Here is a 23436-nt window from a genome sequence, read left to right as displayed (position 1 = left end):
CCGCGCAAGGCCGCGGTGCTCGGCAAGCCGATCGAGCACTCACTCTCGCCGGTGCTGCACCGGGCGGCGTTCGACGCGCTCGGGCTCACCGACTGGACCTACGAGCGCGTGGAGACCGGCGCCGAGGAGCTGCCCGGGTTCGTCGACGGGCTGGGCCCCGAGTGGGTCGGCCTGTCGGTGACGATGCCGGGCAAGCGCCGGGCGCTCGACCACGCGGTCGAGGTCACGCCGCGCGCGGCGGCCGTCGGTGCGGCGAACACGCTGGTGCGCGTCGAGGGCGGCTGGCTCGCGGACTGCACCGACGTCGACGGCGTCACGGGCGCGTTGCGGACGGCGGGTGGGTACACACCTTCGCCGGGTGACCGGGCCGTGGTGCTCGGTGCCGGCGGGACGGCGGCGGCCGCCGTCGTCGGGCTCGCCGCGCTGGGTGTGGCGGCCGCGAGTCTCGTGGTGCGCGAGCCGGCGCGGGCGGGGGAGACGCTCGACGCGGCCCAGGCCGCGGGCCTCGACGTCGAGGTGCTCCGGTGGTCCGAAGTGGACTTCCCGGCGCTGGCGGCGCGCACGGCCGTGCTGGTGAACACCGTGCCGCCGGAGGCGGTGCTGGCTCACATCGCCGCGCTCGCGGGCGTGCCCAGCGTGCTGGACGTGATCTACCACCCGTGGCCGACACCGCTGGCCGAAGCTGTTGCCGCTCGGGGCGGCCGGCTCGCGACGGGGCTGGACATGTTGCTGCACCAGGCGTTCGGCCAGGCGGAGCACTTCACGGGCCGGCCCGCGCCGCGTGCGGAGATGCGCGCTGCGCTGCGAGCGGCGACCGGGGACATTCTGCCGCTGCCGATTTCCTGAGGTAGGCCTCGCGCGACGCTGTTATTCTGGCCGACTGCCCGTTTGCCGAGTCCAGGGGGACGCATGTCGGAAACCAGCCAGCAGCCGCACAGCGACGAGGAGATCCGGGACGCGTGGGTCGACGAGCCGCCGCGCCTCGACACCACGGTGACGCTCGCCGAGTACGACTCACGGTGGCCGGTGTTGTTCGAACACGAGGCTGAGCGGATTCGCACAGCGCTGGGCGAGAGAGTGGTGCTACTCGAACACGTCGGGTCCACTTCGGTCCCCGGTCTCGCCGCCAAGCCGATCATCGACATCCTGCTGGAAGTCCCGGATTCCGACGACGAGGACGCCTACGTGCCGGCCCTCGAAGCCGCGGGCTACCGGCTCGTGATCCGTGAGCCGGACTGGGAGAAGCACCGGTGTTTCACCGGGACCGATCCGAAGGTCAACCTCCACGTCCACTCGCCGGGCAACGGCCAGACCGAGCGTTACCTGCTCTTCCGTGACCGGATGCGCACACATCCTGAGGAACTGGCCACATACCTTGCGAAGAAACGCACACTGGCTGCGAAAACCTGGACGTACATCCAGCACTACGCGGACGCCAAGAGTGCGGTCATCGACGAGATCGTCGGCCGCGCTCGCGCCGCGCGGCTCGAAGCCGCGCAGTACGACGAGTTCAGCCAGGCGTATGCCGAGCACGCGGCGAAGAGCGTCACGAACGCGTTGTACGACCGGCCGGCGATCGTGGAGCTGGCCGGTGACGTGGTGGGCAAGCGTGTGCTCGACGCCGGATGCGCGGCGGGTCACCTGAGCGCGTTGCTCGCCGGCCGCGGTGCCGACGTGCTGGGTGTCGATGTGAGCGAAGGCCTGATCTCCCTGGCTCGCAAGGAGTTCGGCGACCTGGCGAAGTTCGAGGTCGCCGACATCGCGAAGCCACTGTCCCTTGAGGATGGTTCGATCGACGTCGTCACCGCGTCCTTTGTCCTCCACTATCTGGAGGATTTCGGACCGACGTTGTCCGAATTCCACCGCGTGTTGCGCCCAGGCGGCCAGCTCGTGTTCTCCGTGCACCATCCCGGTGAGGACTGGCACTGGTTCGAACGCGAGAACTACTTCGAGACCGAGCTGCTCGACGACGAGTTCCTGCTCGGTTCCTACCGTCAGGCGGTGCAGTACTACCGTCGGCCGCTCAGCCGGACGTTCGACGCGGTGCGCGACGCCGGGTTCACCGTCGACCGGCTGGTGGAACCGATGGCCGTGGCCGAGGCCGACGAGGCCGACCCGCGGGTCGTGAAGGGGCTGCGGACGAAGCCGCGGTTCTTGTACTTCCGTTGTGTGGCAGGAAAAGCATGATCGTGGAATGCCGTGCGGTGCTGTTCGACGTCGACGGGGTGCTGGTGGATTCCGCGGCGTCGGGCGAGCGGTCGTGGACGCGGTGGGCACATGAGTACGCGCTGGACCCGGCCGTCGTGCTCGACGGCGTGCACGGCCGCCGGTCCACGGAGACGGTGCGGCTGCACCTGCCCGAAGACCAGGCCGAGAAAGGCCTGCGCCGGATCGACGAGCTGGAGATCGGCGACGCCGGCACCACCGTCGCGATCCCCGGCGCGGCCGAGCTGCTCGCGAGCTTGGCGGGTGACTGGGCCGTGGTCACGTCGGCGTCGCGGTCGTTGCTCGAAGCCCGCCTCGCCGCCGCGGGGCTGCCGCTCGCGCCCGTGGTTGTGACGGCGGCCGACGTGTCGCGGGGCAAACCGGACCCCGAGGGCTACCTGCTCGGGGCGCGGCGGGTCGGCGTGCCGATCGGCGAGTGCGCGATCTTCGAGGACAGCGGCAACGGCCTGGCCGCGGCGGTCGCCGCCGGTCCCGCCGCCGTGGTGGGCGTGGGCCGCGGCGCGCTGGACTCGCCCGCCGCGCCCGTGGTCCGGGACCTGACCGGGATCCACTGGACCGCCGCCGGGTTGCGGGTGGACGCTGTTCTGCGCGCGTGAGCGGACTACGGTGGGGCGCATGAAGATCGCGATTCTCGACGACTACCAGAACGTCGCGCTCACCTATGCCGACTGGGACTCCCTCGGTGCCGAAATCGAGGTCTTCACCGAGGCCTTCACCGACGCCGACGACGTGGTGCGGAAGCTGGCCGGCTTCGACGTCGCCGTGGCGATGCGTGAGCGCACGCGGTTTCCGGCGGAGGTTTTGGACCGGTTGCCGGATTTGCGCCTGTTGGTGAGTACTGGGCGGCGTAACGCGGCGATCGATGTCGCGGCGGCTAAGCGCAATGGCGTTGTGGTGTCGGCCACGGGGTACCTCGGGCCGCCGACGTTGGAGCACACGTGGGCGTTGATCCTGGCCGCGGCGCGGAACCTGCCGGCGGATGTGCGGTCCATGCAGGAGGGTGGGTGGCAGGTCGGGGTCGGGACCGTGTTGAGCGGGAAGACGCTGGGCCTGCTCGGTTTGGGGCGGCTGGGGAGTGCGTCGGCGCGGATCGGGCAGGCGTTCGGGATGGAGACGATCGCGTGGAGCCCGAATCTGACGCCTGAGAAGGCTGCGGAGCACGGGGTTGCTGCGGTTTCGAAGGACGAGCTGTTCGAGCGTAGTGATGTTTTGTCCGTGCACGTGGTGTTGTCGGAGCGTAGCCGTGGTTTGGTCGGGGTGGGGGAGCTCGGTCGCATGAAGCCGACGGCGTTGCTGGTGAACACGTCTCGGGGGCCGATTGTGGATGAGGCCGCGTTGCTGGATGCGTTGCGTTCGCGGCGGATTGCGGCGGCGGCGTTGGATGTGTATGACGTGGAGCCGTTGCCGACTGATCATCCGGTTCGTGGCCTCGACAATGTGATTCTGACGCCGCATGTCGGATACGTGAGCCGGGAGACGTACGAGATCTTTTATCGGGATGCGGTGGAGGATATTGCGGCTTTTCGGGCTGGGGAGCCGATTCGGGTGATGGAGTAAGAGTTTTCGGCTTTGGGGCGGTTCTCGCGGTGCTGCCCGGTTCTTGCGGTTCTCGCGGGAGCGTGTTGCGTGGGGTAAGCACCCCGAAGCCGCTTTACGGCCGGTGACCGTGTGTCATGGCGGGAAAGCGTGCGCCCGGCTGTGGCGTCAAACTGTCGGCGAGCCGCAAGAACACGGTGTACAAGGACACCGCGGAGCGACGCGCAGTGTAATTCTGCAACAAGCCGCCGAGTGGTCGCCGTCGTCGACCATGCCGCCAAGCAGCTCATATCCCCACTGCTCCGTGGCGAGCCGGTAGCGGCCAGAGCATCAGCGTGTCCTCCCGGTCGTTCACGATCAGCGCAATTAGCTATCCGGCCAGGTGCACCACGTGGTACTCCCAGCGCTCGCCGTTCGGCGCCTCGACGTCCGTCAACCCGACCATGACCCGCCGGTTGTCGTAGATCAGCCGCTCACCGAACGTCTTCCACGACCCATGCTCGTCAGCCACGCTCGCAGCCTACGGAGCGGAGGATCTCCACAGCAGGTGTAGCGGGGTGCCTGCGTGCGCCGGGATTCCCCAGGTCAGCGGCATGATCGGATCGACCTGCGAAGTTGCACGGTTCGCCGGACACATTGTGGCCAGTTGGTTACTATCGGTGTTGGTCATGCAGGTTGATCGGCGGAGGGGCCAAGGGGGACGCAGTGGGGAAGGCCCGGCAGCCAGCAGACGGCGGGGGAAACCAGCCTCCACACCGCAGGCCCAACCACGGTTCCGGTGTGGACTCCGGTTCCGGGGAGGGATCCGGATCGACCGCTGTGCTCGGCGGTGGCGCTGCGGGCGGCACAGCACGGCCAGCCGGACCTGGCATGGGTGGCGGGGCTATCGGACGCGGGGGCAAGGGTGAAGGGACTGAAGACTCCGAGCGCAAAGACCGCGGACTACCTGCTGGAAGACGATCCGGACGACGCGCTGATCGGCGAGCTGCTGAAGGCGACACCGCCGGTCATCGGTCTGGAGGGGGCGTACCCAATGCTCGTGATCCCCGTGAACTTGTCCTGCCCGTGGATTGTCTCCATGTCGGTGCGGACGCGGCCGGGGTGTCCCTGCCGGCCACGCTCGCCCCGGAGCCGATGTGGCGAGACCCCAACGAAGCCCAAGCCCATCGAGACATCAGTCAAGAGCTGCTGGCGGACCATGGGGTGTGGCGTGCTGGGCGGCCGGGCGAGGAGTTTCTCCGCACGATGACCGTGCTGGGCCGAGCTGCCCAAGAATTCTCGGCCGGCGTCGAGCCCTCGACCGGCCGGTACCACCTGCATGTCGCCACCAGCGGCAACGATGCCATGCTCGCCTGTCACGTGCCGTCGTCGGGAAATGTGGTGCTGCGCCCGGCCCGGTTCGACGCACTCGTCGGGGACCTGGAGGTGGAGCTGCGCGACGTGCAGCCAGGTCCGGGCCCGGCGCTGTCGGTACCGGAGTCGGACCTGCGGCAAGCCCTCGGCGGCTCACCCGCTCGCCGGGATGTGCGCCGTGGCTGGGCATTGTCGGGCTGCCCCGGGTCAGTGGCGGCCAGATCCACGCAGGGTTGGCGCGACGGTGTCGGTGGCTACCGCACCAGCGGTGGGCTCCTGCTGCACGTACTACGACACCGACCACGGCCAGACCTATTCTCCTTCACCGAAGAACCTGGCTACGACCGGGTACGTCAACGTCGCACTCGGTCGTGCAGACACGGTGATCAGCAAAACCTACGACCTCCTGAAGCAGCTGCGCTCACCACGCCAGGACGTGCCGACTCAACCGGCGGACGGTGCTCAGTGCCGACGGATGTGACGAACAACCCGAGCTCGACGAGGAGCGTGTCCATAGTGGATGACAACAGGTGGGGCTTCGAAGAAGCAGAAGACTGGGAATGTGATCAGTCACCTATACAGGCTGAGGAAACAGCTCCGGATAGCGAGCGGCTCACAGGGCAGGACCCTGATCGGATCGTCTCGGTCACGGTCTCACCTGCCGCAGAAGTACTGTCGGTAGCGCTTGACCGCAACTGGACAAGAGCTGTGGATCCACGTGGCCTTCACTCAAGTGTGCTCGCGGCGGCGAACGCGGCAACGATCGCGGCTCTCGCTCGCCAGGTGGAGGATGTCCAACGCAACGTACCCGCGCCTCCTGCATTCGGCGGAAGGCAGGAGGATCAGGCTGACGAGTCGCCTCTTGGGCCGGATGACATGCTGCGCCTCGTGGATGCGGCGACCACCGAGATGGCGCGCTTCATTGAGCAAGCGGCGACGGTGGTCGATCGCCGTATAACCGTGGAGAGCGTTGGTGGCCATCTGACTGGTTCAGGGATCAATGGCCAAGTCGTCGAAATATCCATCGATCCGACGTGGGCCGGCAGTGTCCGTTACACCGAGATCGAAAGTGAAATCACGGATGTGCTACGGCAACTTCACGCCGCGAACACTCCGCCTGAAATCGTCAACGGGCCGCAAGGGCCTGCCATCGCCGAAATCATGGGGATGCTCTACGACCCGCAACGGCTGTCACGCCGGGTCGGCCTCGCGCTACCACTCAACGGAGAAAACGACAGGGAGTAAGGACAGTGACAGATGTAGTCGTAGCATTGGAAGCTCTCCGCTCGGACGCGGCGATCTGGGATCACGCCGCTGATGGGCTCAACCCACCGAAAGGCGCGATTGACCCGCTCGGCCTCACGCCTGCCGACGTAATGTCGTATGCCGCCTCACATGGCTTCGATCGGCTCTACAATCAGACCAGTGCCACCATGCAGGACATGATCAATCAGGCGGAGAGCAATTTCCGAAACCTTGCTGGAGCGCTACGCAAGGCAGCTGACCTGTACGAACGAGATGAAGAGCAGAATCAACATCACATCACCCGTGCAGGCGGGCATTGACAGCGCTTTGATAAGGAGGGGTTTCACAATGACAACCGCAACAGGAGAGAACCCGCTCATTGACCAGGCGATCGGTAAGCTCAACGAGATCGAACGCCAAGTTGAGGAATTGTTCAACAAGGTAAATGATGTGATGAGTTGGGTTCCTGGTTTCCTTTCAGACTTGATTGAGCCTGTTCGTAAGGCCATGGATGATCTCAACAAAAAAATGGCCGAATTCTGGACTGCATGCAAGCACTTTGCCACCGACCGAGGGAACCCCGGCAGGCTCAAGGCTGCTGCGGCTATGTGGTCGGACGCTATCGGGAATCCCATTGGCGATATTGCCGGCGCCATATCGATCGATAAGCTCAAGACGGAAATCGAATGGCAGGGACGCGCAGCGGAAGCTTACAAGACCACAGTTCCAGCCCAGATCAGCGGACTGAATTCACTTAAAGATTTGGGTTTGCAGATTCGAAATTCCCTGGTTGCCCTCGCGAATGGAATTGACAGCTTCTGGACTCAAATTATTGGGATTGTCGCAGGTCTACTGATCGCATTTGGAATTGCCATCGTGAGTGCATGCACTGTAGTGGGCATTCCGGCCGCGATCGTCATCCTGCTCGGCGCACTGGGAGCGAGTATTGCTGGAATTTTCGCGACCATCTCGGCTGTCGACTCCCTGACCGGCACCGTTGCCAGCGAGCAGCAAGCAATTCTGGACAAGGTTAATGCACTTGGCTCCACGTGGTCCGTATCCGACACGGGAGCTATGTCGAATTCGTCGGATTGGCGAGTCCAGTAATGGCAAACCCCTACGCATTCTCAATGTCGCCCGATCGTTGGGTTCCCCCGGATCTGGTCGGGAGGATTCGGGCGATCTCAATCCGATGGGGTTCGATTAGCATCACCCTTGGACTGCTCTTGATCATTGCTATTCCTATTTTCGGCTACAGTCTTCCCACGTTCTACGATCCCTCTACCGTGCTTACCGTAGGATTGGGAGTTATATCTGCTTGCTGTTTGGTGATATCGGGAATCGGCTTAATTGTGGCACGCTCGTACGTATCAACAGGATATCTTAAGCAGAGAAAAGAGTACACCGCGATCGGAGTGCAACTGGGCACACTTATTCCAGCCTGGTTGGCGACCATTGTATTCGTGCCTTGGTACGCCCTGTCTGTGACAACATCGGGCAACTATTCCGACCAAGAGCAGCTGCACTTTACGGCGACGATTGTGCTCTACATTTTACTTCCCGTAATTGCGGCGCTCGGTGTCACTATCAATCTTGCAATCGCCTACTTTCTCTTCTTTTCATCGCGTCACAGGTCGCAGTTCAGGTCTGCGCCGCAAGCTTGACCTGTCACCTCGTAACTATCTGAACTGTCACCCGACGAGGTTGGCGTTCATTGCCCAGAGCGCACGCGAAGAGGCCAACCTGCACATCACGAAAGCGCGCTCCTTTGCAGTCAACATTGGCTCGGTCCGTCCGCTCCAACAGCAAAAGGTCTACGCGCAGCCAGCCTCGGCGCGGGCGAATGTCGGATCGAGGCGATCCAGCGCCGACGCGAGTACGTCGACCGCGCCTCGATGGCGCGGTGTATGTGTGGGACACCGACCGGCACCGCTGGGACTACCGGTCCTCGGTCGACGCGTCGGCGCGCGTGCGCCGGGAAGTGATCACCTGCCTCGGTCCAGGCCGCTCGACGTACGTGGCAGTGCGCTCACGATGGGGTTAGCACCTTGTCGCCCTCATGGCCGTCGAGCGGAACGGGTGACGGCGTGCCAGCTGCCCCTTTCAAAGCCACGTACGCCGGGTAATTCTGCTGGTGGAAGGCTATCTGTAGCTGTCCCGGCTCGGAACAGGTGCGTCACGTGCTCGACGCCGACCCGTCCCCCGGACGTCAGCTAACACTTGTGCAACCAAATGTGAGTTCGCATTGGGTGCGTTGAGCGCACCGAATGCGGCGTTGGGGCGGTGTGAGTCAGCCCTTCAGGTCGGCCAGTACCGCGTCGGTGAACGGGGGCCATGCTTCGGCGGCCCAGGGGCCGAAGGAGCGGTCCGCCAGGGCGACGCAGGCGTGGCCGGCCTCGGGGTCAACCCAGAGGAAAGTGCCGGACTGGCCGAAGTGGCCGAAGGTGCGCGGGGAGCTTGCGGAGCCGGTCCAGTGTGGAGACTTGTGGTCGCGCAGTTCGAAGCCGAGGCCCCAGTCGTTGGGTTTCTGGTAGCCGAAGCCGGGGAGCACGCCGTTCAGCCCGGGAAAAGCGACGTCCGTGGCGGCGGCGAGGGTGGCGGCCGCGAGGAGTTTCGGGGACTGCAGTTCGGCGGCGAACACCAGTAAATCGTCCACAGTGGACGCGGCGCCGGAGGCGGGGGATCCGTCGAGCACGGTGGCGGTCATGCCCAACGGGTCCAGCAGGGCTTCGCGCTGGTAGTCGGCGAAGGGGATGCCGGAGTGTTCGGTGAGGGTGTCGGCCAGGACTTCGAAGCCGGCGTTGGAGTACAGGCGGCGAGTGCCGGGCAGGGCCATCTCCTTGTGCGCGTCGAAGGCGAGGCCGGAGGTGTGGGCGAGCAGATGGCGCACGGTCGAGCCCTCGGGACCGGCCGGGGTGTCCAGCTCGACCACGCCCTCCTCGAGCGCGATGTGCGCAGTGTAGGCGGTGAGCAGCTTGGTCACCGACGCCAGGCGGAACACGCGGGCGGGATCGCCGTGGCGGTCGCGCACCTCACCGTCGGCGGAAACCACCCCGGCCGCGGCGTTGTCCACCGGCCACTCGTCGATCAGGCGCAGGCTCTTCATACCTCACACTTTAACTGTGCTGCTTGTTGCCGATCCGACCACAGTCACGGCGGAAACCGTTGGCACGCGCGGTGACCTCCCGTTGGGTATCCGCCTCCTTTCGGCCGGATCGGGCAAGCGGCCGATGCATGAGCGAAGGGGCCACCCACCACCGGTTTCCGGCGATGGACGGCCCCTTCGGCTGCCCCTGGAGTGGTACCTACTGAGCGTCGAGATCCGTGGCGACGAGCTCCGCCACCGCGTCGATCGCGGCGTCGGCGCCCTCGCCCTCGGCGCTGATGACGACCTCGTCGCCGAACGCGGCGGCGAGCGTCATCAGGTTGAGCACGCTGCCGGCGGCCACCGGGTCGCCGCCGGCCTTGGCGATGCTCACCGCGACGGACTGCGCCGCGGCCGCCTTGGCGACCAGCGCGGCCGGCCTGGCGTGCAGGCCCACCTTGCTGGCCACGGTGACTCGTTTCTCCGGCATGGTCGTCCTCTCTCGAATACTGCTGGTGATCTTACTTCGCGGCCGTGCGGTCGAGGTCGGCTTCGATCGTGTCGTCTTCGCGGCCGGGGGTGCGCATGTTCCACTTCGTGATCACGAACCGGAACACCACGTAGTAGATGACGGCGAAGACCAGGCCGATCGGGATCAGCAGCCACGCCCGGTGCGCCGTGTCCAGCGACGAGTTGAGGGCGAAGTCGATCGCACCGCCCGAGAACGAGAAGCCGAGGTGGATGCCCAGCGCGTTGCAGACGGCCAGCGAGACACCGGTCATGATCGCGTGGAAGATGTAGAGCGGCCACGCGACGAACATGAACGCGAACTCGATCGGCTCCGTGACACCCGTGATGAACGAGGTCAGCGCCGCCGAGATCATGATCGAGCCGACGATCTTCTTCTGGCCCGGCTTCGCGGTCTGCCAGATCGCCAGCGCCGCGGCGGGCAGGGCGAACATGAAGATCGGGAAGAAGCCGGTCATGAACGTGCCGGAACCCTGCACGTGGCCGAAGAAGTTGTTGAGGTCACCGCCGCCGAAGATGAACCACACCGGCACGTTCAGCAGCTGGTGCAGACCGATCGGGATGAGCAGGCGGTTGAGCACGCCGTAGATGCCGCCACCGATCACCGGCGAGCCGACGACGGCCTGGCCGATCGAGTTGATGCCGTGGTCGACGTACTTGAAGACCAGGCCGAAGATCACGCCGAGGATGATCATCGAGAACGCGGTGACGATCGGCACGAACCGGCGGCCGCCGAAGAAGGCGAGCCAGCTCGGCAGCTTGATCCGGTAGTAGCGCTGCCACAGCAGGGCGGCGACGATACCGCTGATCACACCGGTCAGCACGCTGTAGGGCCAGTGGATCGGCGCGCCCTCCCAGCCGGGCTTGTAGCCCTCCTGGCTGCTGATCGGCGCGATGGCCTGGATGACCTTGTTGAACACGACCCAGCCGACGACCGCGGCCACGGCCGTCGAGCCGTCGCCCTTGCGCGCGAAGCCGACCGCGATACCGATGGCGAACAGCAGGGGCAGCCAGTCGAACAGGCCACCGCCGGCCGCGCCGATCACGGCCGCGACCTTGTCCCAGCCGAGGCCGGTCTTGCCGAACACGTCGTCCTGGCCCAGCCGGTTGAGAAGACCGGCAGCGGGCAAGACGGCGATGGGCAGCATCAGGCTGCGGCCGAAGCGCTGCAGCCCGGCGAGCCCGCCGCCGCTCTTCTTGCCCTTCGCCCCCTCTGTGGTGGTGGCGCTCATCGTCGGGTACCTCCGTAGTGGGGTTGGTGGCCGGAATCCGGGGTGTTCCGGTCCAACTGCATGGTCACCTGGTAGTGGTCTCCCCGGTACCAGGACGTCATGTCCTCCACCGGCTCTCCGCCTGCGCTGGAGACCCGGCGGAAGACGAGGAGCGGAGTGCCGGTGCGCATGCCGAGCAGGCGCGCCGTCTCGCGATCCGCGGACTCGGCCCACACCGTCTGGTACGCCTGGTCCGGCCGCAGGTCGTAGGCCTCGGCCAGCCGGGCGTACAGGGAACGGGTGAGGTCGAGGTCGAGCAATCCGGGCGTGCGGCCCGCGTGGTACCAGCCGCGTTCCACGGCCAGCGGCACGCCGTCCGCGCGCCGCAGCCGCACCAGCCGGTGGGCCGCCACGCCTTCGGTGAGGCCGAGTGCGTGCGCCGAGGTCACGGGCGGGACCTCGAGCGACGTGGACACCACCTCCGTGGTGGGGGTGAGCCCACGCCGGCGCATGTCGTCGGTGAAGGACATCAGGTAGAGCTGCAACTCCATGCGGCGCGCGGCGGTGAACGTACCCTTGCCGCGCACCCGGGCCAGCAGGCCCTCTTCGACGAGCTTGCCGATCGCCGAGCGGACCGTGAGGCGCGAGACACCGTAGCGCTGGGCGAGCTCCCGCTCCGACGGGATCGGCGAACCGGGCGGGAGCTCGCGCTCCACGGACCGGCGCAGGATCTCGCGCAGCTGAGCGTGCTTGGGCGTGGGCCCGTTGATCACCCGGTCCACCCGGTCGACGCCGTCGGGCGGCGGGACGTGCGCGGCAGCGCTCATCGGTGTCACCCTCCTTCTGTCGTCGCACCGGGCGACCGGTGCTCGCGTCTTCGCCGGAAGATTGGTACGTTCCGGTCTAGACCAATAATTCCGATGGGGCAGAATGCTCCGCCTCGCGAGCGGGTGTCAACCACCGTTATGCGTTCGTGGCCTGCGGCGACGTGCATGCCGACGAACGGCGTAGTAGTGGTGGAGCGCACTGGCTCACGTGGGGAACCAACGGGAAACGAGGAGGCCGCGATGGCGGATGACAGGCCTGAAAAGATTCTCGCGGCGCTCGGCGGCGTGGACAACGTCGTCGAGATCGAAGGCTGCATCACGCGCCTTCGCTGCGAGCTGGAGGACACCAGCCTGGTCGACGAGGCGGCGCTCAAGGCCGCCGGCGCGATGGGCGTGGTGAAGATGGGCTCCGCGGTGCAGGTGATCGTCGGCCCCGAGGCGGACACGATCGCCAGCGACATCGAGGACCTGATGTGAGCCTCGAGATCCTGAGCCCCGTCGCGGGCGAGGTCGTCGCGATCACCGAGGTGCCCGACCCGGTGTTCGCCGAGGCGATGGTCGGCCCCGGCATCGCCGTGAAGCCGAGCGGCGGGCGCTCCGACGCCGTCTCGCCGGTCGACGGCACCGTCGTGACCCTGCACCCGCACGCCTTCGTGGTGGCGACCGAGGACGGGCGCGCCGTGCTCGTGCACCTCGGCATCGACACGGTGAAGGAGAAGGGCGAGGGCTTCACCCTCCACGTGGTCAAGGGCGAGTCGGTGCGCGCCGGCCAGCCGGTGATCGGCTGGGACCCCGAGGCCGTGGCGGCCGCCGGCTACTCGCCGATCGTGCCCGTGGTCGGGCTCGACGCCCAGGCCGACGTGCTCGCGGGCCTCGAGACCGGACGCACGGTCGCGGCGGGCGACCCGCTGTTCGGCTGGAACGGCTGAGGCTTTCTCGGCTTTCCTGGCTTTCCTGGCCTTCGACGCAGAAGGGCCCCTTGTGGACGGTGATCGTCCACAAGGGGCCCTTCGCGTGCGTTGGGTGGTTCAGGGCGTCAGGCGGTGACGACCTCTCCGTTGTCGACCTTCACGTTGATCTTCGGCAGCGGCTTCTCGGCGGGACCGTTCTTCACCGCGCCCGTGAGCGAGTCGTACACCGAACCGTGGCACGGGCAGTGGATCTCGGCGCCCTGCGGCGGGTTCACGGTGCAGCCCTGGTGGGTGCAGATGGCGCTGAAGCAGTTCACAGTTCCGGCGGTCGGCTGGGCCACGATCACGTCCTGGCCGTCGGGCGTCTTGGCGGACTTCGCCTGGCCGACGGGCACGTCGGACAGCGCGATCACCTTCCCGCCGGGCTTGGGGGCGTCGCCGCCCGAGGAGCCCGAGTCCGAGCCGGCGCCACAGGCCGCGAGGGCGACGGTGCCCACGGCGACGCCGGCGACGGCGGCCCCGGTGGTGAGAACGGAGCGGCGGGTGTGCAGTTCGGCAGTCATGCCCCTACTAACGAGATGATCGCCCGGCTGGTTCACCCGTTCACCGCAAAGCGTTGTCCGGTGAACCGGATCGCCCCTGCTTCCGTGTAGTGGGGGAGAGGGATTCGGACGGGGTGAAGGAGAACATCATGCTGGCCAACTGGATGCGAGGGTTGGGCGCGATCGGGCTGGTGGGGTCCGCCGCGGTCCACCTCTACCTGTACTTCGGCAGTGGCTACTCGGACATCGCGGTGGTCGGTCCGCTGTTCCTGGTGAACGGGATCGCCGGGATCGTGATCGCCGTCGCACTGCTGTTCTGGCGCCACTGGGTGCCGCCGTTCCTCACGTTCGGCTTCGGCGGCGTGACGCTGCTCGCGTATCTGCTGTCGGTGACCGTGGGCCTGTACGGCGTGCATGACCAGTTCAACAGCCAGTTCGAGTACTGGGGTGTAGTCACCGAGGCGCTGTGCGTGATCTGCGGCCTGGTGCTGCTGGTGCAGGAGGTGCGCGCCAGGCAGTCTTCCGGCGCGCACGCGGTGCCGGCCGGACGCTGACCGGGGCTTGCCGTGGGGAGGAGCGACGTCGAGGACCAGCTGATGCGCGCGCTGCACGAGGAACACGCGGCCGCGCTCTGGTCCTACGCCCTGCACCTGACGGGCGGCAACCGGAACCATGCGGAGGACGTGGTGCAGGAGACGCTGCTCCGGGCATGGCGCCACACTCACGTGCTGGACCAGTCACAGGGTTCGGCCCGCGCGTGGCTGTTCACGGTCGCCCGCCGCATCGCCATCGACGGCTGGCGGTCGGCGACCTCGCGCTCGGAGGTCGTCACCGACGCTCCGCCCGAGCGCGCGGTGGCCGACGGCACCGAGCGGGCCGTGCAGGGGTGGCTGGTGGCCGAGGCGCTGGGCGAGCTCTCCGTCCGCCACCGCGAAGTGCTCGAACTGTGCTACTTCCAGGGGTACTCGGTGGCCGACGCCGCCCACCGCCTGGGAATCGCCGAGGGGACGGTGAAGTCCCGCACGCACTACGCACTACGGGCGCTTCGCCTGGCTTTGGAAGAGCGGGGGGTGACGCAGTGACCGCCGACGAGTTCGCGACCTACGACGCCGCGTACGTGCTCGGTGCCCTGTCACCGGAAGACCGGCAGGCGTTCGAGCAGCACCTCCAGGAGTGCGACCGGTGCGCCGCCGCCGTCCGCGAACTGGCCGGGCTGCCGGGCTTGCTCGCACAGACCAGGGGTGGTTCGCCGGGGGGAGCCTTCGGGCCCGGCACCGGTGAGGGAGACGGTGCTGGGACGCCGTGGGATCCGGGGCTGGTGCCCGATCTGGTGATCGTGCCGGGGTCGGAGCCGGGGCTGCGGTCGGATTTGCCGGTGTGGGGTGGACCTGGGCCGGATGGGCCGGGGTCGGGGCCCGATGCGGCGGGTTCGCCGAGGCCGGTCGCGGATGCGGCGGGCTCGCGGTCGGTGCCCGACCTGTCGGCGGTGGGGGGTGTGCCGGGACCGGATGTACCTGGGCCGGGACCGGAGGTGCCGGATTTATCGGTGCGGGCGGCAGTGGCGGGTGCACCGTCGGTGCCTGACCTGCCGGCTGTGCCGACGGCATCGGGTCCGGATTCGGTTCCGGAGCCCGGCCTGTCGGCGGTGTCGCCGATGCCGGGCTCTCCGCTGATGCCGGTCTCGCTGCCGGTACCCGATCTGCTGCCGGTACTGATGCGGAAGGTGCGCCGCCGCCGGCGGATCCGGAACGGGGTGACCGGGGGCGTGGCCGCGCTGGCCGTCGCGGCCGGGGTGGCTCTGGCGGTGTCGGTTTCGCTGCCGGATGTGTCGCCGCCGCCCGCCGCGCCCGCTGTCGCCGCGCCTGCGCCTGCACTCGCGATGTCGGCCCTCGGCGAATACCCGATCCAGGCCGCGGCCCGCATCGACCCCCAGTCGTGGGGCACCGAGGTCGAAATGTCCTGCAGCTACCGCGGCGGCAAGGGCGGGGACTACTCCCTGGTCGCCCTCGGCCGCGACGGCACCCAAACCGAGCTCGCCACCTGGAAGGCCCTGCCGGAGAACACGGCCAAGGTCGTGGTGGGCACGCCCATGAAGTCCCAGGAGATCGCCTCGCTGGAAATCCGGAGCGTGCGTACGGGGAAACCCTTGATGCGCCTGGTTTATCCATGACTCGCTGACGCGCGGCTTCTCTTCGGCCCACCCCAATGCGGCGTTGGTTGCGTTGAACGCACCGAACGCCGCATTGGTTGCGTTGAACGCACCGAACGCCGCATTGGGTGCGTTGAACGCACCGAACGCCACATTCGGGCGCTTGGCGGGGCGTCCGGGCGCGTGGGTGGCCGGTCGGACTGTCGGCGCGCGGCCGCAGGCCGGGTGGGCCCGGTTTGCTGTGCGCCTTCGCTTGGCTCGGGTTACCGCCGATCTGAGTCGCTGCGGTCGGGGGCGGCTGGGTTGCCCGCCGGTCGTGGCCGCGGCGGAGGGGCGCGGCGGCGATCCTGGCGTGGGCGATCTGAGCGGGTTGTGGTCGCAGCGCTGTCGGCCGGGGGTGGTGTCAAGCGGTGCGCGTGGCCTGAGCCGGCGGTGGTTTGCGTTGCCGCGCGGGCAGTTTGGATGCACGGTCGGGTGAATCGAGGCGGTTTTCGGCGCGAGGGGTCCACTCGCGACAGGCGCGGCTTGGCGTGGTGGGCGGGCGCTGTCAACGTGGGTGCATGTCCTGGGGATTGGTCGTGGCAGGTGGGGCGGTGGTGCCCCTCCTCGTGTGGTTGCTGAGGCGGGCAGGTGCGCCCGTGTCGCCGGCGGTGGCTGTCGGCGTGGTGGTGGGTGCGCTTGTCGTCGTCGTGTGGCGGTGGCGGGAGGGGCGCTGGGAGGAGTGGTGGTGGCCGGTGCCGTGGGTGCTCACGGTGGTCGGGGTGCCGTTGTGCTTGGCGGATGTCCGGCATCGGAGGTTGCCGGATGTGTTGACCCTGCCGGCGTATCCCGTCATGGCGACCGCGCTGACCGTTGCCGCTCTCAGCGGAGGCGGGGTGACGCTGCTCGTGGGCGCGGTGGAGGGCGCGCTCGTGTTCGGTGGTGTCCACCTCGTCGTTCACCGGGTCAGGCCGGCGCAGCTCGGGGCGGGTGACGTGAAGCTCGCCGGCGTGCTGGGAGCGGTGCTGGGTGCGCTGGGTTGGGCGTCGGTGGCCGTCGCGGCGATAGCGGCCGCCGGGCTGAGTGCCGTGGTGGCCGCCGGAGCGCAGGTGCCGGCCATCGCCGGGCGGCGGCGCTGTACCGAACCGGCGAGCGGGCATCCGGTATCAGCCGGCTCACCAAAACGCGTATCCCGCGCAGGCGGGCGTGCGGCATCGGTCGCGTCGCCGAGAGGCGCATCCCGCGCCGACGGGCATCCTGCATCAGCCGCCTCGCCGAAACGCGCATCCGGCGCATGCGGGCGTCGTGCATCGGCCGGCCCACCAAACGGCGCATCCCAGCCAAACAGCCTTCCGGCACCCACCGCGACACACCCACCTCAACCCAGGGCAGGCCCTCGCCCCCATCGGGCGATTCGGCGTGGTGTTCCCCACGGCCCGGCGTTGGTGGTGGCGGCCTGGACGTGCGCGGTCTTCCCCGGGGTGGGTTCGGGGGTGGTGCCGAGCTGAGGGGCTGCTGGTCAGGCGCCCCGCAACGCGTGACAGGATTGGCTGGTGTTGCGCTGGATCACCGCAGGAGAATCGCACGGACCCGCCCTCGCCGCTGTGCTCGAGGGCCTGCCCGCTGGTGTGGAGGTGACCACCGGAGACCTCACCGCGCAGCTCGCGCGGCGCCGTCTCGGGTTCGGTCGCAGCCCGCGCATGGGGTTCGAGACCGACCACGTGCAGTTCCTGGGCGGCGTCCGCCACGGGCTCTCGCAGGGCGGCCCCATCGCGGTGCAGATCGAGAACGCCGAGTGGCCCAAGTGGGAGCAGGTCATGGCGGCCGACCCCGTGGACCCGGAGGTGCTCGCCGGCCTGGCGCGCAACGAGCCGCTCACGCGGCCGCGCCCCGGCCACGCCGATCTGCCCGGCATGCAGAAGTACGGCTTCGACGAGGCTCGTCCCGTGCTGGAGCGCGCGAGCGCCCGCGAGACGGCGTCGCGCACGGCGCTGGGCACGGTGGCGCGCAACTTCCTGCGCCAGCTGCTGGGCGTGGAGGTGCTGAGCCACGTCGTGTCGATCGGCGGCGCCGACGCGCCCGAGGGACCGCTGCCGCGGCCGGGTGACCTGGACGCGATCGACGAGAGCCCCGTGCGGGCGTTCTCGGCCGAGGGCACCGAGGCGATGGTCGCCGAGGTCGACGCCGTGCGGAAGGCGGGCGACACCGTCGGCGGCGTGATCGAGGTGCTCGCCTACGGGCTGCCGCCGGGCCTCGGCTCCCACGTGCACTGGGACCGCCGCCTCGACGCGCGCCTCGCGGGCGCGCTCATGGGCGTGCAGGCCATGAAGGGCGTGGAGGTCGGCGACGGCTTCACCACGGCGCGGCGCTGGGGCAGCCAGGCCCACGACGAGATCGACCGCGGCACCGGTCCGGTCGGCGTCACGCGTCGCTCCAACCGCGCGGGCGGCCTCGAAGGCGGCATCACCAACGGCGAGCCCCTGCGGGTGCGCGTGGCGATGAAGCCGATCTCGACCGTGCCGAAGGCGCTGTCCACGGTGGACGTGCGCACCGGCGAGCCGGCCGTCGCGATCCACCAGCGCTCGGACGTGTGCGCCGTGCCGCGGGCGGGCGTCGTGCTCGAGTCCGTGGTGGCGCTGGTGCTGGCCGACGCCGCGCTGGAGAAGTTCGGCGGCGACTCGCTGGCCGAGAGCAAGCGCAACGCCGAGGGCTACCTGAAGGCGCTCGAGGAGCGCTGGTGAGCCCCCGCGCCGTGGTCGTGGGACCGCCGGGCTCGGGCAAGAGCACGGTGGGCCCGCTGCTCGCCGAGGCGCTCGGGGTGGCGTTCCGCGACACCGACGACGACATCGTCGAGCGCGCCGGCCGCGCGATCTCCGACATCTTCGCCGAGGACGGCGAGCAGGCGTTCCGCGCGCTCGAAGCGCAGGCCGTCGCCACCGCCCTCGACGAGCACGACGGCGTCCTCTCCCTCGGCGGCGGCGCGCCGCTGACCCCGGAGACCCGGGCGGTGCTGGCGAAGCACACGGTGGTGTTCCTGAACGTCGGCCTCGCCGCCGGCGTGCAGCGCACCGGCCTGTCGAGCGCACGCCCGCTGCTCGCGGGCGTGAACCCGCGCGCCACGTTCAAGTCCCTGCTCGACGCGCGCCTGCCCGTGTACCGGGAGGTGGCGACCGTCGAGATCGAGACCGACCACCAGTCACCCGCCGAGGTGGTGGCCGCCGCGGTCGCCGCGATCGAGCCCGCCGAGGCCCGCGAGCAGTAAGACCGGCAAACCAGGAGTAGTGAGGAAAACCCGTGTCCCAACCCGTCCGGATCAGCGTCGCGACCGCGCACCCGTACGACGTGATCGTGGGCCGCGGCCTGCTCGCCGAGCTCACCGCTCAGCTCGCCGACGCGTCGAAGATCGCGCTGATCCACCCGCCCACGCTCACCGCCACGGCCGAGGCCGTGCGCGACGAGCTCGCCGAATCGGGCCTCGACGCGCACCGCGTGGAGATCCCCGACGCCGAAGACGGCAAGGCCTACTCCGTCGCGAGTTTCTGCTGGGAGGTCCTCGGCCGGATCGGGCTCGACCGCCAGGGCGTGGTCGTGGGCCTCGGCGGCGGCGCCGTGACGGACCTGGCCGGCTTCGTCGCCGCCACCTGGATGCGCGGCGTGCGCCTGGTCAACGTGCCGACCACGCTGCTCGGCATGGTCGACGCGGCCGTCGGCGGCAAGACCGGCATCAACACCGAAGCCGGCAAGAACCTCGTGGGCGTGTTCCACGAGCCGAGCGCCGTGCTCGTCGACCTCGCGACGCTGGAAACGTTGCCCCGCAACGAACTCGTGGCCGGCATGGCCGAGGTCGTGAAGACGGGCTTCATCGCCGACCCGCGCATCCTCGAGCTGATCGAACAGGATCCCGAAGCGGCCCTCGACCCGACGGGAGACGTGCTGGCCGAGCTGGTCCGCCGCTCGATCCAGGTGAAGGCCGACGTCGTCGCCGCCGACCTGCGCGAGTCCGACCTGCGCGAGATCCTCAACTATGGCCACACCCTCGGCCACGCCATCGAGCGCCGCGAGCGCTACCGCTGGCGCCACGGCGCGGCCGTGAGCGTCGGCCTGGTGTTCGCCGCCGAGCTCGCCCGCCTCGCCGGGCGCCTCGACGACGAGACCGCCGCGCGCCACGCATCCGTGCTGAAGCTGATCGGCCTGCCGACCACCTACGACGCCGACGCCCTGGGGCAGCTCATCGAAAGCATGAAGGGCGACAAGAAGACCCGCTCCGGCGTGCTCCGGTTCGTGGTCCTCGACGCGCTCGCCAAGCCTGGCCGCCTCGAAGGCCCGGACCCGGCGCTGCTGGCCGCCGCCTACTCCGCGGTCGCGGCCGACGCCCCCAAGAGCGGCGGGAGCGTGCTGCTGTGAAGGTCTTCGTCTTCAACGGCCCCAACCTCGGCCGCCTCGGCAAGCGCGAGCCCGCGGTCTACGGCTCCACGACCCACGACGACCTCGCCGCCCTCTGCGTGAAGACAGGTACCGAGCTCGGCCTCGACGTCGAGGTGCGCCAGACCGACCACGAGGGCGAGCTCGTCGGCTGGCTCCACGAGGCCGCCGACGGCGGTAACCCGGTCGTGCTCAACGCCGGCGCCTGGACGCACTACTCGATCGCCGTACGCGACGCCGCCGCGCAGCTGTCCGCGCCGCTGATCGAGCTGCACATCAGCAACGTCCACAAGCGCGAGCAGTTCCGCCACCACAGCGTGCTCTCCGACGTCGCAACCGGCGTGATCGTGGGCCTCGGCGTCGACGGCTACGACCTCGCGTTGCGCTGGGTGGCAGCGAACGCGAAGTGACCCCGGAGCTCACCACCGACCGGCTCCGGCTGCGGGCCCTGACCGAAGCCGACACCGACGCCGTGGTGGCGGTGTTCGCCGACCCGGAGATGAGCCGGTTCTTCGCCGCCGACTTCTCCGACCCCGCCCAGGCCCGCGCCATGGTGGCCCGCCGCCTCGCCTACGACGGGCCCGAAGGCCAGGGCCACTGGGTGGTCGAGCACGAGGGTGAAGTCGTCGGCGTCGCCCACCTTCGACCGTCGTCCGAGCTGCCCGGCGCCGTCGCCGAGCTGGGCTACTACGTCGCCGCGAAGCACGCGGGGAAGGGCTTCGCCACCGAAGCCGGCCGTGCGCTCGTGGCCCACGGCCTCACCACGCTCGGCCTGCCCGCCGTGTGGGCGCTTGTCCACGAGGGCAACGCGGCCAGCCTCGCGATCACCCAGCGGCTCGGCTTCCTCGACGTCGGCTCCGGTGTGCACTACGGCGACGGGCACCGCGTGCTCGTCGCGCTCCCCACCGCACACGGGCGGCCGCACCACATCGAGCTCTGGGTGCCCGACCTCGCGCGCGCCGAACGCAGCTGGGGCTGGCTGCTGGGGCGGCTGGGCTGGCGCGAGTTCCAGCGCTGGCCCGACGGCGTCACCTGGCGCCTCGGCCCCACCTACCTGGTGGTGGAGGCCTCGCCCGCGATGGCCGCCGGACCGCACGAACGCTTGCGCCCCGGCCTCAACCACCTCGCCCTGCACGTCGCCACCCGCGCCGAAGTCGAGGAGTTCGCACAAGGCGGGCCCGGCTGGCGGCCGCTGTTCGCGGACCGTTTCCCCTACGCGGGCGGGAAACCGCACTACGCGGCCTACCTCGAGAACGAGGATGGCTTCGAGGTCGAGCTTGTTGCCCTCGAACACTCGGGAGACGGGGACGCGTTCACCCAACCGGGTTAGGACTGGTTAGACTCGGCCATCATGCACCCGTTTCGTGGCGGGGTTCGGCGACCCGCGCGAGCCCTGTTCGCCCTGGCATTGTCGGGGGTCGTGGTGGCGGGCTGCAGCGACAGCTACGCGCAGACCCAGGCCGACGGACCCGGCCACGGCGGTATCGCGGGCGGCAAGCCGGCTCCGGCGAAACCCCCGCGCCCGGCGAACGTCCCGCTGGAGACCGCGAAAGCCCGCCAGAGCAACGGAGTGGTCGCGGCCGGAGCCGCCGACGCGGTGTACAACTACGGCCCCACCGCGATGGTCGAAAACGGCAAGACTCGCCTGTGGTGGTGCAGCCAGTACGGCAGCGCGGCCCCGCCCGGCGACGACATCCTCTACGCCGAAGCGCCTTCGGCCGACGGTCCGTTCACGGGACCCGGTGGCGGCGCGCCGATCGCGGTCCTGTCCGGTTCGCCCGGCGCGTTCGACGGCGTGCACACGTGCGATCCGTCCGTGCTGCGTGTCGGCGGTACCTATTACCTGTACTACACGGGCGCGGCGGGCGACCACGCGCTCGGCAACGCCATCGGCCTCGCGACGAGCCCCGACGGCATCCACTGGACCCGCGCGGCTGGCGGGCGCCCGATCCTCGGTCCCTCGCACGACGTGCACCGCGACAACGTCTACGGCGCCGGCCAGCCCTCGGTCGTGTTCCTCGACGGCTGGTACTACCTCATGTTCACCGACACCACCGGCCGCGCCGCCGGCTGGAACGGCGCCGGCCAGTTCGTGATCCGCTCGCACGACCCGGCGTTCCGCAGCGGCGTGGAAGCGTTGGGGGACCAGGGTTTCGCGCCCGTAGCGGGCACCGCCGCGCCGCGCGAGCGCTCGGTGGTCGACGGGTTCAGCGCCGACCTCGAATGGGTCGGCGCGCTCGACGCGTTCGTGATCGCCCACGAGACCGCGGACGGCACCTCGCTCACCTTCTGGGACAAGGACTTCACGCTCCAGCCCTACACGCCGGTGGTGATCCCCGGTGCCTGGAAGGAAGGGCCCGGCCTCATCCGGCGCCCGGACGGCCACGCGCCGACGTCGGTCACCGACCCGTGCGACACCGTCTCGTTCGACGTCGTGCGCGCGACCGCGATCGGTTCCGCGAGCGCGCCGACGGGCCTGAAGCACTTCGGTCTCGACGTGCAGGGAGCCGGCGGCTGCTCGAGCCCCGACCGCGTGACCACGACGTTCGACGGCGTCGCGATGCCGTCACCGGACCGCCGGATGGACCTGTTCCGCCGCGGCGTGCGCATCCGCGTCGACCGCCGCTCGGTTGCCGCCGCCCTCGCGGGCGAGGTCGTGGACCGGCCGCTCGCGCCCGTCGCCGGGCTGCCCGTGAAGACGACGCTGAAGTCGGGCACGAACGTGGTCCACTCGGACGGTCACGGGTACGGCGTGGTGCTCGGAAATGAGCTCTACGGCCTGCCCGACACCACGATCGTGGACCTCAACGGGGCCGAGGTGACGGAGATCGACCCGCGACAGTGGGACGCCTACGCCCCCGGGCTCCCGCTGGGCGGCTGACCGGCGACGGCTTCGGCCGCGGCGCGCAGGCCGGTTCGGCCTCGGGTTCCGGCAGCTCCAGCTGACCCGACTGGCTGCCCGAACCGTCGTCCTCGTCGTCCTCGGGCTCCGGCTCGTCGTCCTCCGGTGCCGGCCGCCGCACGCGCGAGCCGACGAACAGCCCCAGCCCGGCCGGCACCAGCACCAGCAGCGCCGAGAACGCCGCGCCTCCGGTGAGCGCCGCGCCCAGCTCCGAGGTTCCGGTCTGGTCGACGAACACCGCGCGGCCGATCACGTACAGGATGCCGGAGACGACGCCGGCGACCAGCGACGCGATGAACCAGGCGCGGCCGCGGTCCGGCTTGCCGCGCCAGCCGTCGACCGCGCTCCACAGCGCCGCGACGCCCACCAGCACGGCGAGGGTGACGGACGTGATCACCGTCTGGTCGGTCGGGTGGAACACGGACCACTTGGCGAGCAGCGTCATGGCGGCGGCGTGGACGGCGGCCATGACCAGCCCGCGAGTCAACCAGGCACCCAGCATGGACGGAGTGTAGGTGCC

At 69.2% G+C, this 23436-nt stretch carries 26 protein-coding genes and 2 pseudogenes; 21 read left to right on the top strand and 7 right to left on the bottom strand.

Translation table 11 applies throughout. The annotated features are described in order from the left end of the window. The first annotated feature begins 15 nt into the window (after positions 1 to 15). From QRX50_RS43385 to QRX50_RS43370, 4 genes are all read left to right on the top strand, one after another. Positions 16 to 846 (top strand): shikimate dehydrogenase, encoded by an 831-nt coding sequence (locus QRX50_RS43385; protein WP_285974712.1) that lies wholly within the window; start codon positions 16 to 18, stop codon positions 844 to 846. 63 nt (positions 847 to 909) lie between these two features. Beyond that, a complete protein-coding gene (locus QRX50_RS43380) occupies positions 910 to 2187 on the top strand; it encodes a GrpB family protein (RefSeq protein ID WP_285968881.1) in 1278 nt (425 codons plus the stop codon). After that, positions 2184 to 2822, top strand: coding sequence for an HAD-IA family hydrolase (locus QRX50_RS43375; protein WP_285968880.1), 639 nt, complete (start codon positions 2184 to 2186; stop codon positions 2820 to 2822). The genes QRX50_RS43380 and QRX50_RS43375 overlap by 4 nt, the downstream gene beginning before the upstream one ends. A gap of 19 nt (positions 2823 to 2841) precedes the next feature. Then, complete coding sequence (locus tag QRX50_RS43370) at positions 2842 to 3783, top strand: D-2-hydroxyacid dehydrogenase family protein (RefSeq protein ID WP_285968879.1); 942 nt, start codon at positions 2842 to 2844, stop codon at positions 3781 to 3783. A 225-nt stretch (positions 3784 to 4008) separates the two neighbouring features. Here QRX50_RS43370 and QRX50_RS43365 read toward each other — a convergent pair. Continuing rightward, positions 4009 to 4273, bottom strand: a pseudogene (locus QRX50_RS43365) (NUDIX hydrolase); the annotation flags it as partial. Positions 4274 to 4666: 393 nt separating this feature from the next. Here QRX50_RS43365 and QRX50_RS43360 point away from each other — a divergent pair. From QRX50_RS43360 to QRX50_RS43340, 5 genes are read left to right on the top strand one after another with little or no spacing between them, the layout of a single operon-like run. Then, complete coding sequence (locus QRX50_RS43360; RefSeq protein ID WP_285974788.1) at positions 4667 to 5011, top strand: hypothetical protein; 345 nt, start codon at positions 4667 to 4669, stop codon at positions 5009 to 5011. Then, entirely contained in the window at positions 4897 to 6360 is a 1464-nt protein-coding gene (locus tag QRX50_RS43355; protein ID WP_285968878.1) for an ESX secretion-associated protein EspG, read from the top strand. The genes QRX50_RS43360 and QRX50_RS43355 overlap by 115 nt, the downstream gene beginning before the upstream one ends. A gap of 5 nt (positions 6361 to 6365) precedes the next feature. Further along, entirely contained in the window at positions 6366 to 6680 is a 315-nt protein-coding gene (locus tag QRX50_RS43350; RefSeq protein ID WP_285968877.1) for a hypothetical protein, read from the top strand. A gap of 28 nt (positions 6681 to 6708) precedes the next feature. Further along, on the top strand, positions 6709 to 7467 hold the full coding sequence (locus QRX50_RS43345) for a hypothetical protein (RefSeq protein WP_285968876.1): 759 nt from the start codon (positions 6709 to 6711) through the stop codon (positions 7465 to 7467). Then, on the top strand, positions 7467 to 8024 hold the full coding sequence (locus QRX50_RS43340; protein WP_285968875.1) for a hypothetical protein: 558 nt from the start codon (positions 7467 to 7469) through the stop codon (positions 8022 to 8024). Before QRX50_RS43345 ends, QRX50_RS43340 begins: the two co-directional genes overlap by 1 nt. A gap of 626 nt (positions 8025 to 8650) precedes the next feature. Here QRX50_RS43340 and QRX50_RS43335 read toward each other — a convergent pair. From QRX50_RS43335 to QRX50_RS43320, 4 genes are all read right to left on the bottom strand, one after another. Next, a complete protein-coding gene (locus QRX50_RS43335) occupies positions 8651 to 9466 on the bottom strand; it encodes a serine hydrolase domain-containing protein (protein WP_285968874.1) in 816 nt (271 codons plus the stop codon). A 199-nt stretch (positions 9467 to 9665) separates the two neighbouring features. Then, positions 9666 to 9935 (bottom strand): HPr family phosphocarrier protein, encoded by a 270-nt coding sequence (locus QRX50_RS43330; RefSeq protein WP_285968873.1) that lies wholly within the window; start codon positions 9933 to 9935, stop codon positions 9666 to 9668. Positions 9936 to 9966: 31 nt separating this feature from the next. Then, complete coding sequence (locus QRX50_RS43325; protein ID WP_285968872.1) at positions 9967 to 11205, bottom strand: PTS transporter subunit EIIC; 1239 nt, start codon at positions 11203 to 11205, stop codon at positions 9967 to 9969. Beyond that, complete coding sequence (locus tag QRX50_RS43320; RefSeq protein WP_285968871.1) at positions 11202 to 12011, bottom strand: GntR family transcriptional regulator; 810 nt, start codon at positions 12009 to 12011, stop codon at positions 11202 to 11204. The genes QRX50_RS43325 and QRX50_RS43320 overlap by 4 nt, the downstream gene beginning before the upstream one ends. Before the next feature lie 240 nt (positions 12012 to 12251). Here QRX50_RS43320 and QRX50_RS43315 point away from each other — a divergent pair, with 240 nt between their 5' ends. Both QRX50_RS43315 and QRX50_RS43310 read left to right on the top strand, forming a co-directional pair. Beyond that, positions 12252 to 12488: a PTS sugar transporter subunit IIB gene (locus QRX50_RS43315; protein WP_285968870.1), complete on the top strand. Its 237-nt coding sequence runs from the start codon at positions 12252 to 12254 to the stop codon at positions 12486 to 12488. Beyond that, positions 12485 to 12940 carry a PTS sugar transporter subunit IIA gene (locus QRX50_RS43310; RefSeq protein WP_285968869.1) on the top strand — a complete coding sequence of 152 codons (456 nt, stop codon included), beginning with the start codon at positions 12485 to 12487 and terminating at the stop codon, positions 12938 to 12940. The genes QRX50_RS43315 and QRX50_RS43310 overlap by 4 nt, the downstream gene beginning before the upstream one ends. Positions 12941 to 13047: 107 nt before the next feature. Here QRX50_RS43310 and QRX50_RS43305 read toward each other — a convergent pair whose 3' ends face one another. Beyond that, positions 13048 to 13485: a Rieske (2Fe-2S) protein gene (locus tag QRX50_RS43305; RefSeq protein WP_220238452.1), complete on the bottom strand. Its 438-nt coding sequence runs from the start codon at positions 13483 to 13485 to the stop codon at positions 13048 to 13050. A 128-nt stretch (positions 13486 to 13613) separates the two neighbouring features. Here QRX50_RS43305 and QRX50_RS43300 point away from each other — a divergent pair, with 128 nt between their 5' ends. The 10 genes and pseudogenes from QRX50_RS43300 to QRX50_RS43255 all read left to right on the top strand — a co-directional run bounded on the left by QRX50_RS43300 (position 13614) and on the right by QRX50_RS43255 (position 22895). After that, positions 13614 to 14018 (top strand): hypothetical protein, encoded by a 405-nt coding sequence (locus QRX50_RS43300; RefSeq protein ID WP_285968868.1) that lies wholly within the window; start codon positions 13614 to 13616, stop codon positions 14016 to 14018. Positions 14019 to 14060: 42 nt separating this feature from the next. Beyond that, positions 14061 to 14546: a sigma-70 family RNA polymerase sigma factor gene (locus tag QRX50_RS43295; RefSeq protein ID WP_285974711.1), complete on the top strand. Its 486-nt coding sequence runs from the start codon at positions 14061 to 14063 to the stop codon at positions 14544 to 14546. Next, positions 14543 to 14698: pseudogene (locus tag QRX50_RS43290) on the top strand (anti-sigma factor family protein); the annotation flags it as partial. The gene QRX50_RS43295 and the pseudogene QRX50_RS43290, both read left to right, overlap by 4 nt. Before the next feature lie 1553 nt (positions 14699 to 16251). Beyond that, a complete protein-coding gene (locus QRX50_RS43285; protein WP_285968867.1) occupies positions 16252 to 17100 on the top strand; it encodes a prepilin peptidase in 849 nt (282 codons plus the stop codon). A gap of 45 nt (positions 17101 to 17145) precedes the next feature. Beyond that, a complete protein-coding gene (gene aroC / locus QRX50_RS43280; RefSeq protein WP_285968866.1) occupies positions 17146 to 18333 on the top strand; it encodes a chorismate synthase in 1188 nt (395 codons plus the stop codon). Further along, complete coding sequence (locus QRX50_RS43275) at positions 18330 to 18854, top strand: shikimate kinase (protein ID WP_285968865.1); 525 nt, start codon at positions 18330 to 18332, stop codon at positions 18852 to 18854. Before aroC ends, QRX50_RS43275 begins: the two co-directional genes overlap by 4 nt. 32 nt (positions 18855 to 18886) lie before the next feature. Next, positions 18887 to 19996 carry a 3-dehydroquinate synthase gene (aroB, locus tag QRX50_RS43270; RefSeq protein WP_285968864.1) on the top strand — a complete coding sequence of 370 codons (1110 nt, stop codon included), beginning with the start codon at positions 18887 to 18889 and terminating at the stop codon, positions 19994 to 19996. Beyond that, positions 19993 to 20424 (top strand): type II 3-dehydroquinate dehydratase, encoded by a 432-nt coding sequence (gene aroQ / locus QRX50_RS43265; RefSeq protein WP_285968863.1) that lies wholly within the window; start codon positions 19993 to 19995, stop codon positions 20422 to 20424. The genes aroB and aroQ overlap by 4 nt, the downstream gene beginning before the upstream one ends. Beyond that, a complete protein-coding gene (locus tag QRX50_RS43260) occupies positions 20421 to 21344 on the top strand; it encodes a GNAT family N-acetyltransferase (protein ID WP_285968862.1) in 924 nt (307 codons plus the stop codon). The genes aroQ and QRX50_RS43260 overlap by 4 nt, the downstream gene beginning before the upstream one ends. A 21-nt stretch (positions 21345 to 21365) precedes the next feature. Continuing rightward, the gene (locus tag QRX50_RS43255; RefSeq protein ID WP_285968861.1) at positions 21366 to 22895 is read left to right on the top strand and encodes a glycoside hydrolase family protein; all 1530 of its coding nucleotides are present in this window, start codon (positions 21366 to 21368) and stop codon (positions 22893 to 22895) included. Here QRX50_RS43255 and QRX50_RS43250 read toward each other — a convergent pair. After that, complete coding sequence (locus tag QRX50_RS43250) at positions 22819 to 23418, bottom strand: B-4DMT family transporter (protein WP_285968860.1); 600 nt, start codon at positions 23416 to 23418, stop codon at positions 22819 to 22821. The two genes, QRX50_RS43255 and QRX50_RS43250, sit on opposite strands and share 77 nt — an antisense overlap. Positions 23419 to 23436: the final 18 nt, after the last annotated feature.

It is taken from the genome of Amycolatopsis sp. 2-15 (assembly GCF_030285625.1).
GTDB classification, from domain to species: Bacteria; Actinomycetota; Actinomycetes; order Mycobacteriales; family Pseudonocardiaceae; genus Amycolatopsis; species Amycolatopsis carbonis.
The sequence above is the reverse complement of the archived record's forward strand: the minus strand, read 5'-3'. Positions and strand labels throughout refer to the sequence as shown.

What these genes read in the sequence shown, in the direction of transcription:
- QRX50_RS43305 (WP_220238452.1), bottom strand. Translation starts at nt 13,485, where the DNA reads ATGACTGCCGAACTGCACACCCGCCGCTCCGTTCTCACCACCGGGGCC.
- QRX50_RS43345 (WP_285968876.1), top strand. Translation starts at nt 6,709, where the DNA reads ATGACAACCGCAACAGGAGAGAACCCGCTCATTGACCAGGCGATCGGT.
- QRX50_RS43370 (WP_285968879.1), top strand. Translation starts at nt 2,842, where the DNA reads ATGAAGATCGCGATTCTCGACGACTACCAGAACGTCGCGCTCACCTAT.
- QRX50_RS43355 (WP_285968878.1), top strand. Translation starts at nt 4,897, where the DNA reads ATGTGGCGAGACCCCAACGAAGCCCAAGCCCATCGAGACATCAGTCAA.
- QRX50_RS43325 (WP_285968872.1), bottom strand. Translation starts at nt 11,205, where the DNA reads ATGAGCGCCACCACCACAGAGGGGGCGAAGGGCAAGAAGAGCGGCGGC.
- QRX50_RS43315 (WP_285968870.1), top strand. Translation starts at nt 12,252, where the DNA reads ATGGCGGATGACAGGCCTGAAAAGATTCTCGCGGCGCTCGGCGGCGTG.
- QRX50_RS43250 (WP_285968860.1), bottom strand. Translation starts at nt 23,418, where the DNA reads ATGCTGGGTGCCTGGTTGACTCGCGGGCTGGTCATGGCCGCCGTCCAC.
- QRX50_RS43375 (WP_285968880.1), top strand. Translation starts at nt 2,184, where the DNA reads ATGATCGTGGAATGCCGTGCGGTGCTGTTCGACGTCGACGGGGTGCTG.
- QRX50_RS43340 (WP_285968875.1), top strand. Translation starts at nt 7,467, where the DNA reads ATGGCAAACCCCTACGCATTCTCAATGTCGCCCGATCGTTGGGTTCCC.
- QRX50_RS43380 (WP_285968881.1), top strand. Translation starts at nt 910, where the DNA reads ATGTCGGAAACCAGCCAGCAGCCGCACAGCGACGAGGAGATCCGGGAC.
- QRX50_RS43335 (WP_285968874.1), bottom strand. Translation starts at nt 9,466, where the DNA reads ATGAAGAGCCTGCGCCTGATCGACGAGTGGCCGGTGGACAACGCCGCG.
- QRX50_RS43330 (WP_285968873.1), bottom strand. Translation starts at nt 9,935, where the DNA reads ATGCCGGAGAAACGAGTCACCGTGGCCAGCAAGGTGGGCCTGCACGCC.
- QRX50_RS43320 (WP_285968871.1), bottom strand. Translation starts at nt 12,011, where the DNA reads ATGAGCGCTGCCGCGCACGTCCCGCCGCCCGACGGCGTCGACCGGGTG.
- QRX50_RS43295 (WP_285974711.1), top strand. Translation starts at nt 14,061, where the DNA reads ATGCGCGCGCTGCACGAGGAACACGCGGCCGCGCTCTGGTCCTACGCC.
- QRX50_RS43255 (WP_285968861.1), top strand. Translation starts at nt 21,366, where the DNA reads ATGCACCCGTTTCGTGGCGGGGTTCGGCGACCCGCGCGAGCCCTGTTC.
- QRX50_RS43300 (WP_285968868.1), top strand. Translation starts at nt 13,614, where the DNA reads ATGCTGGCCAACTGGATGCGAGGGTTGGGCGCGATCGGGCTGGTGGGG.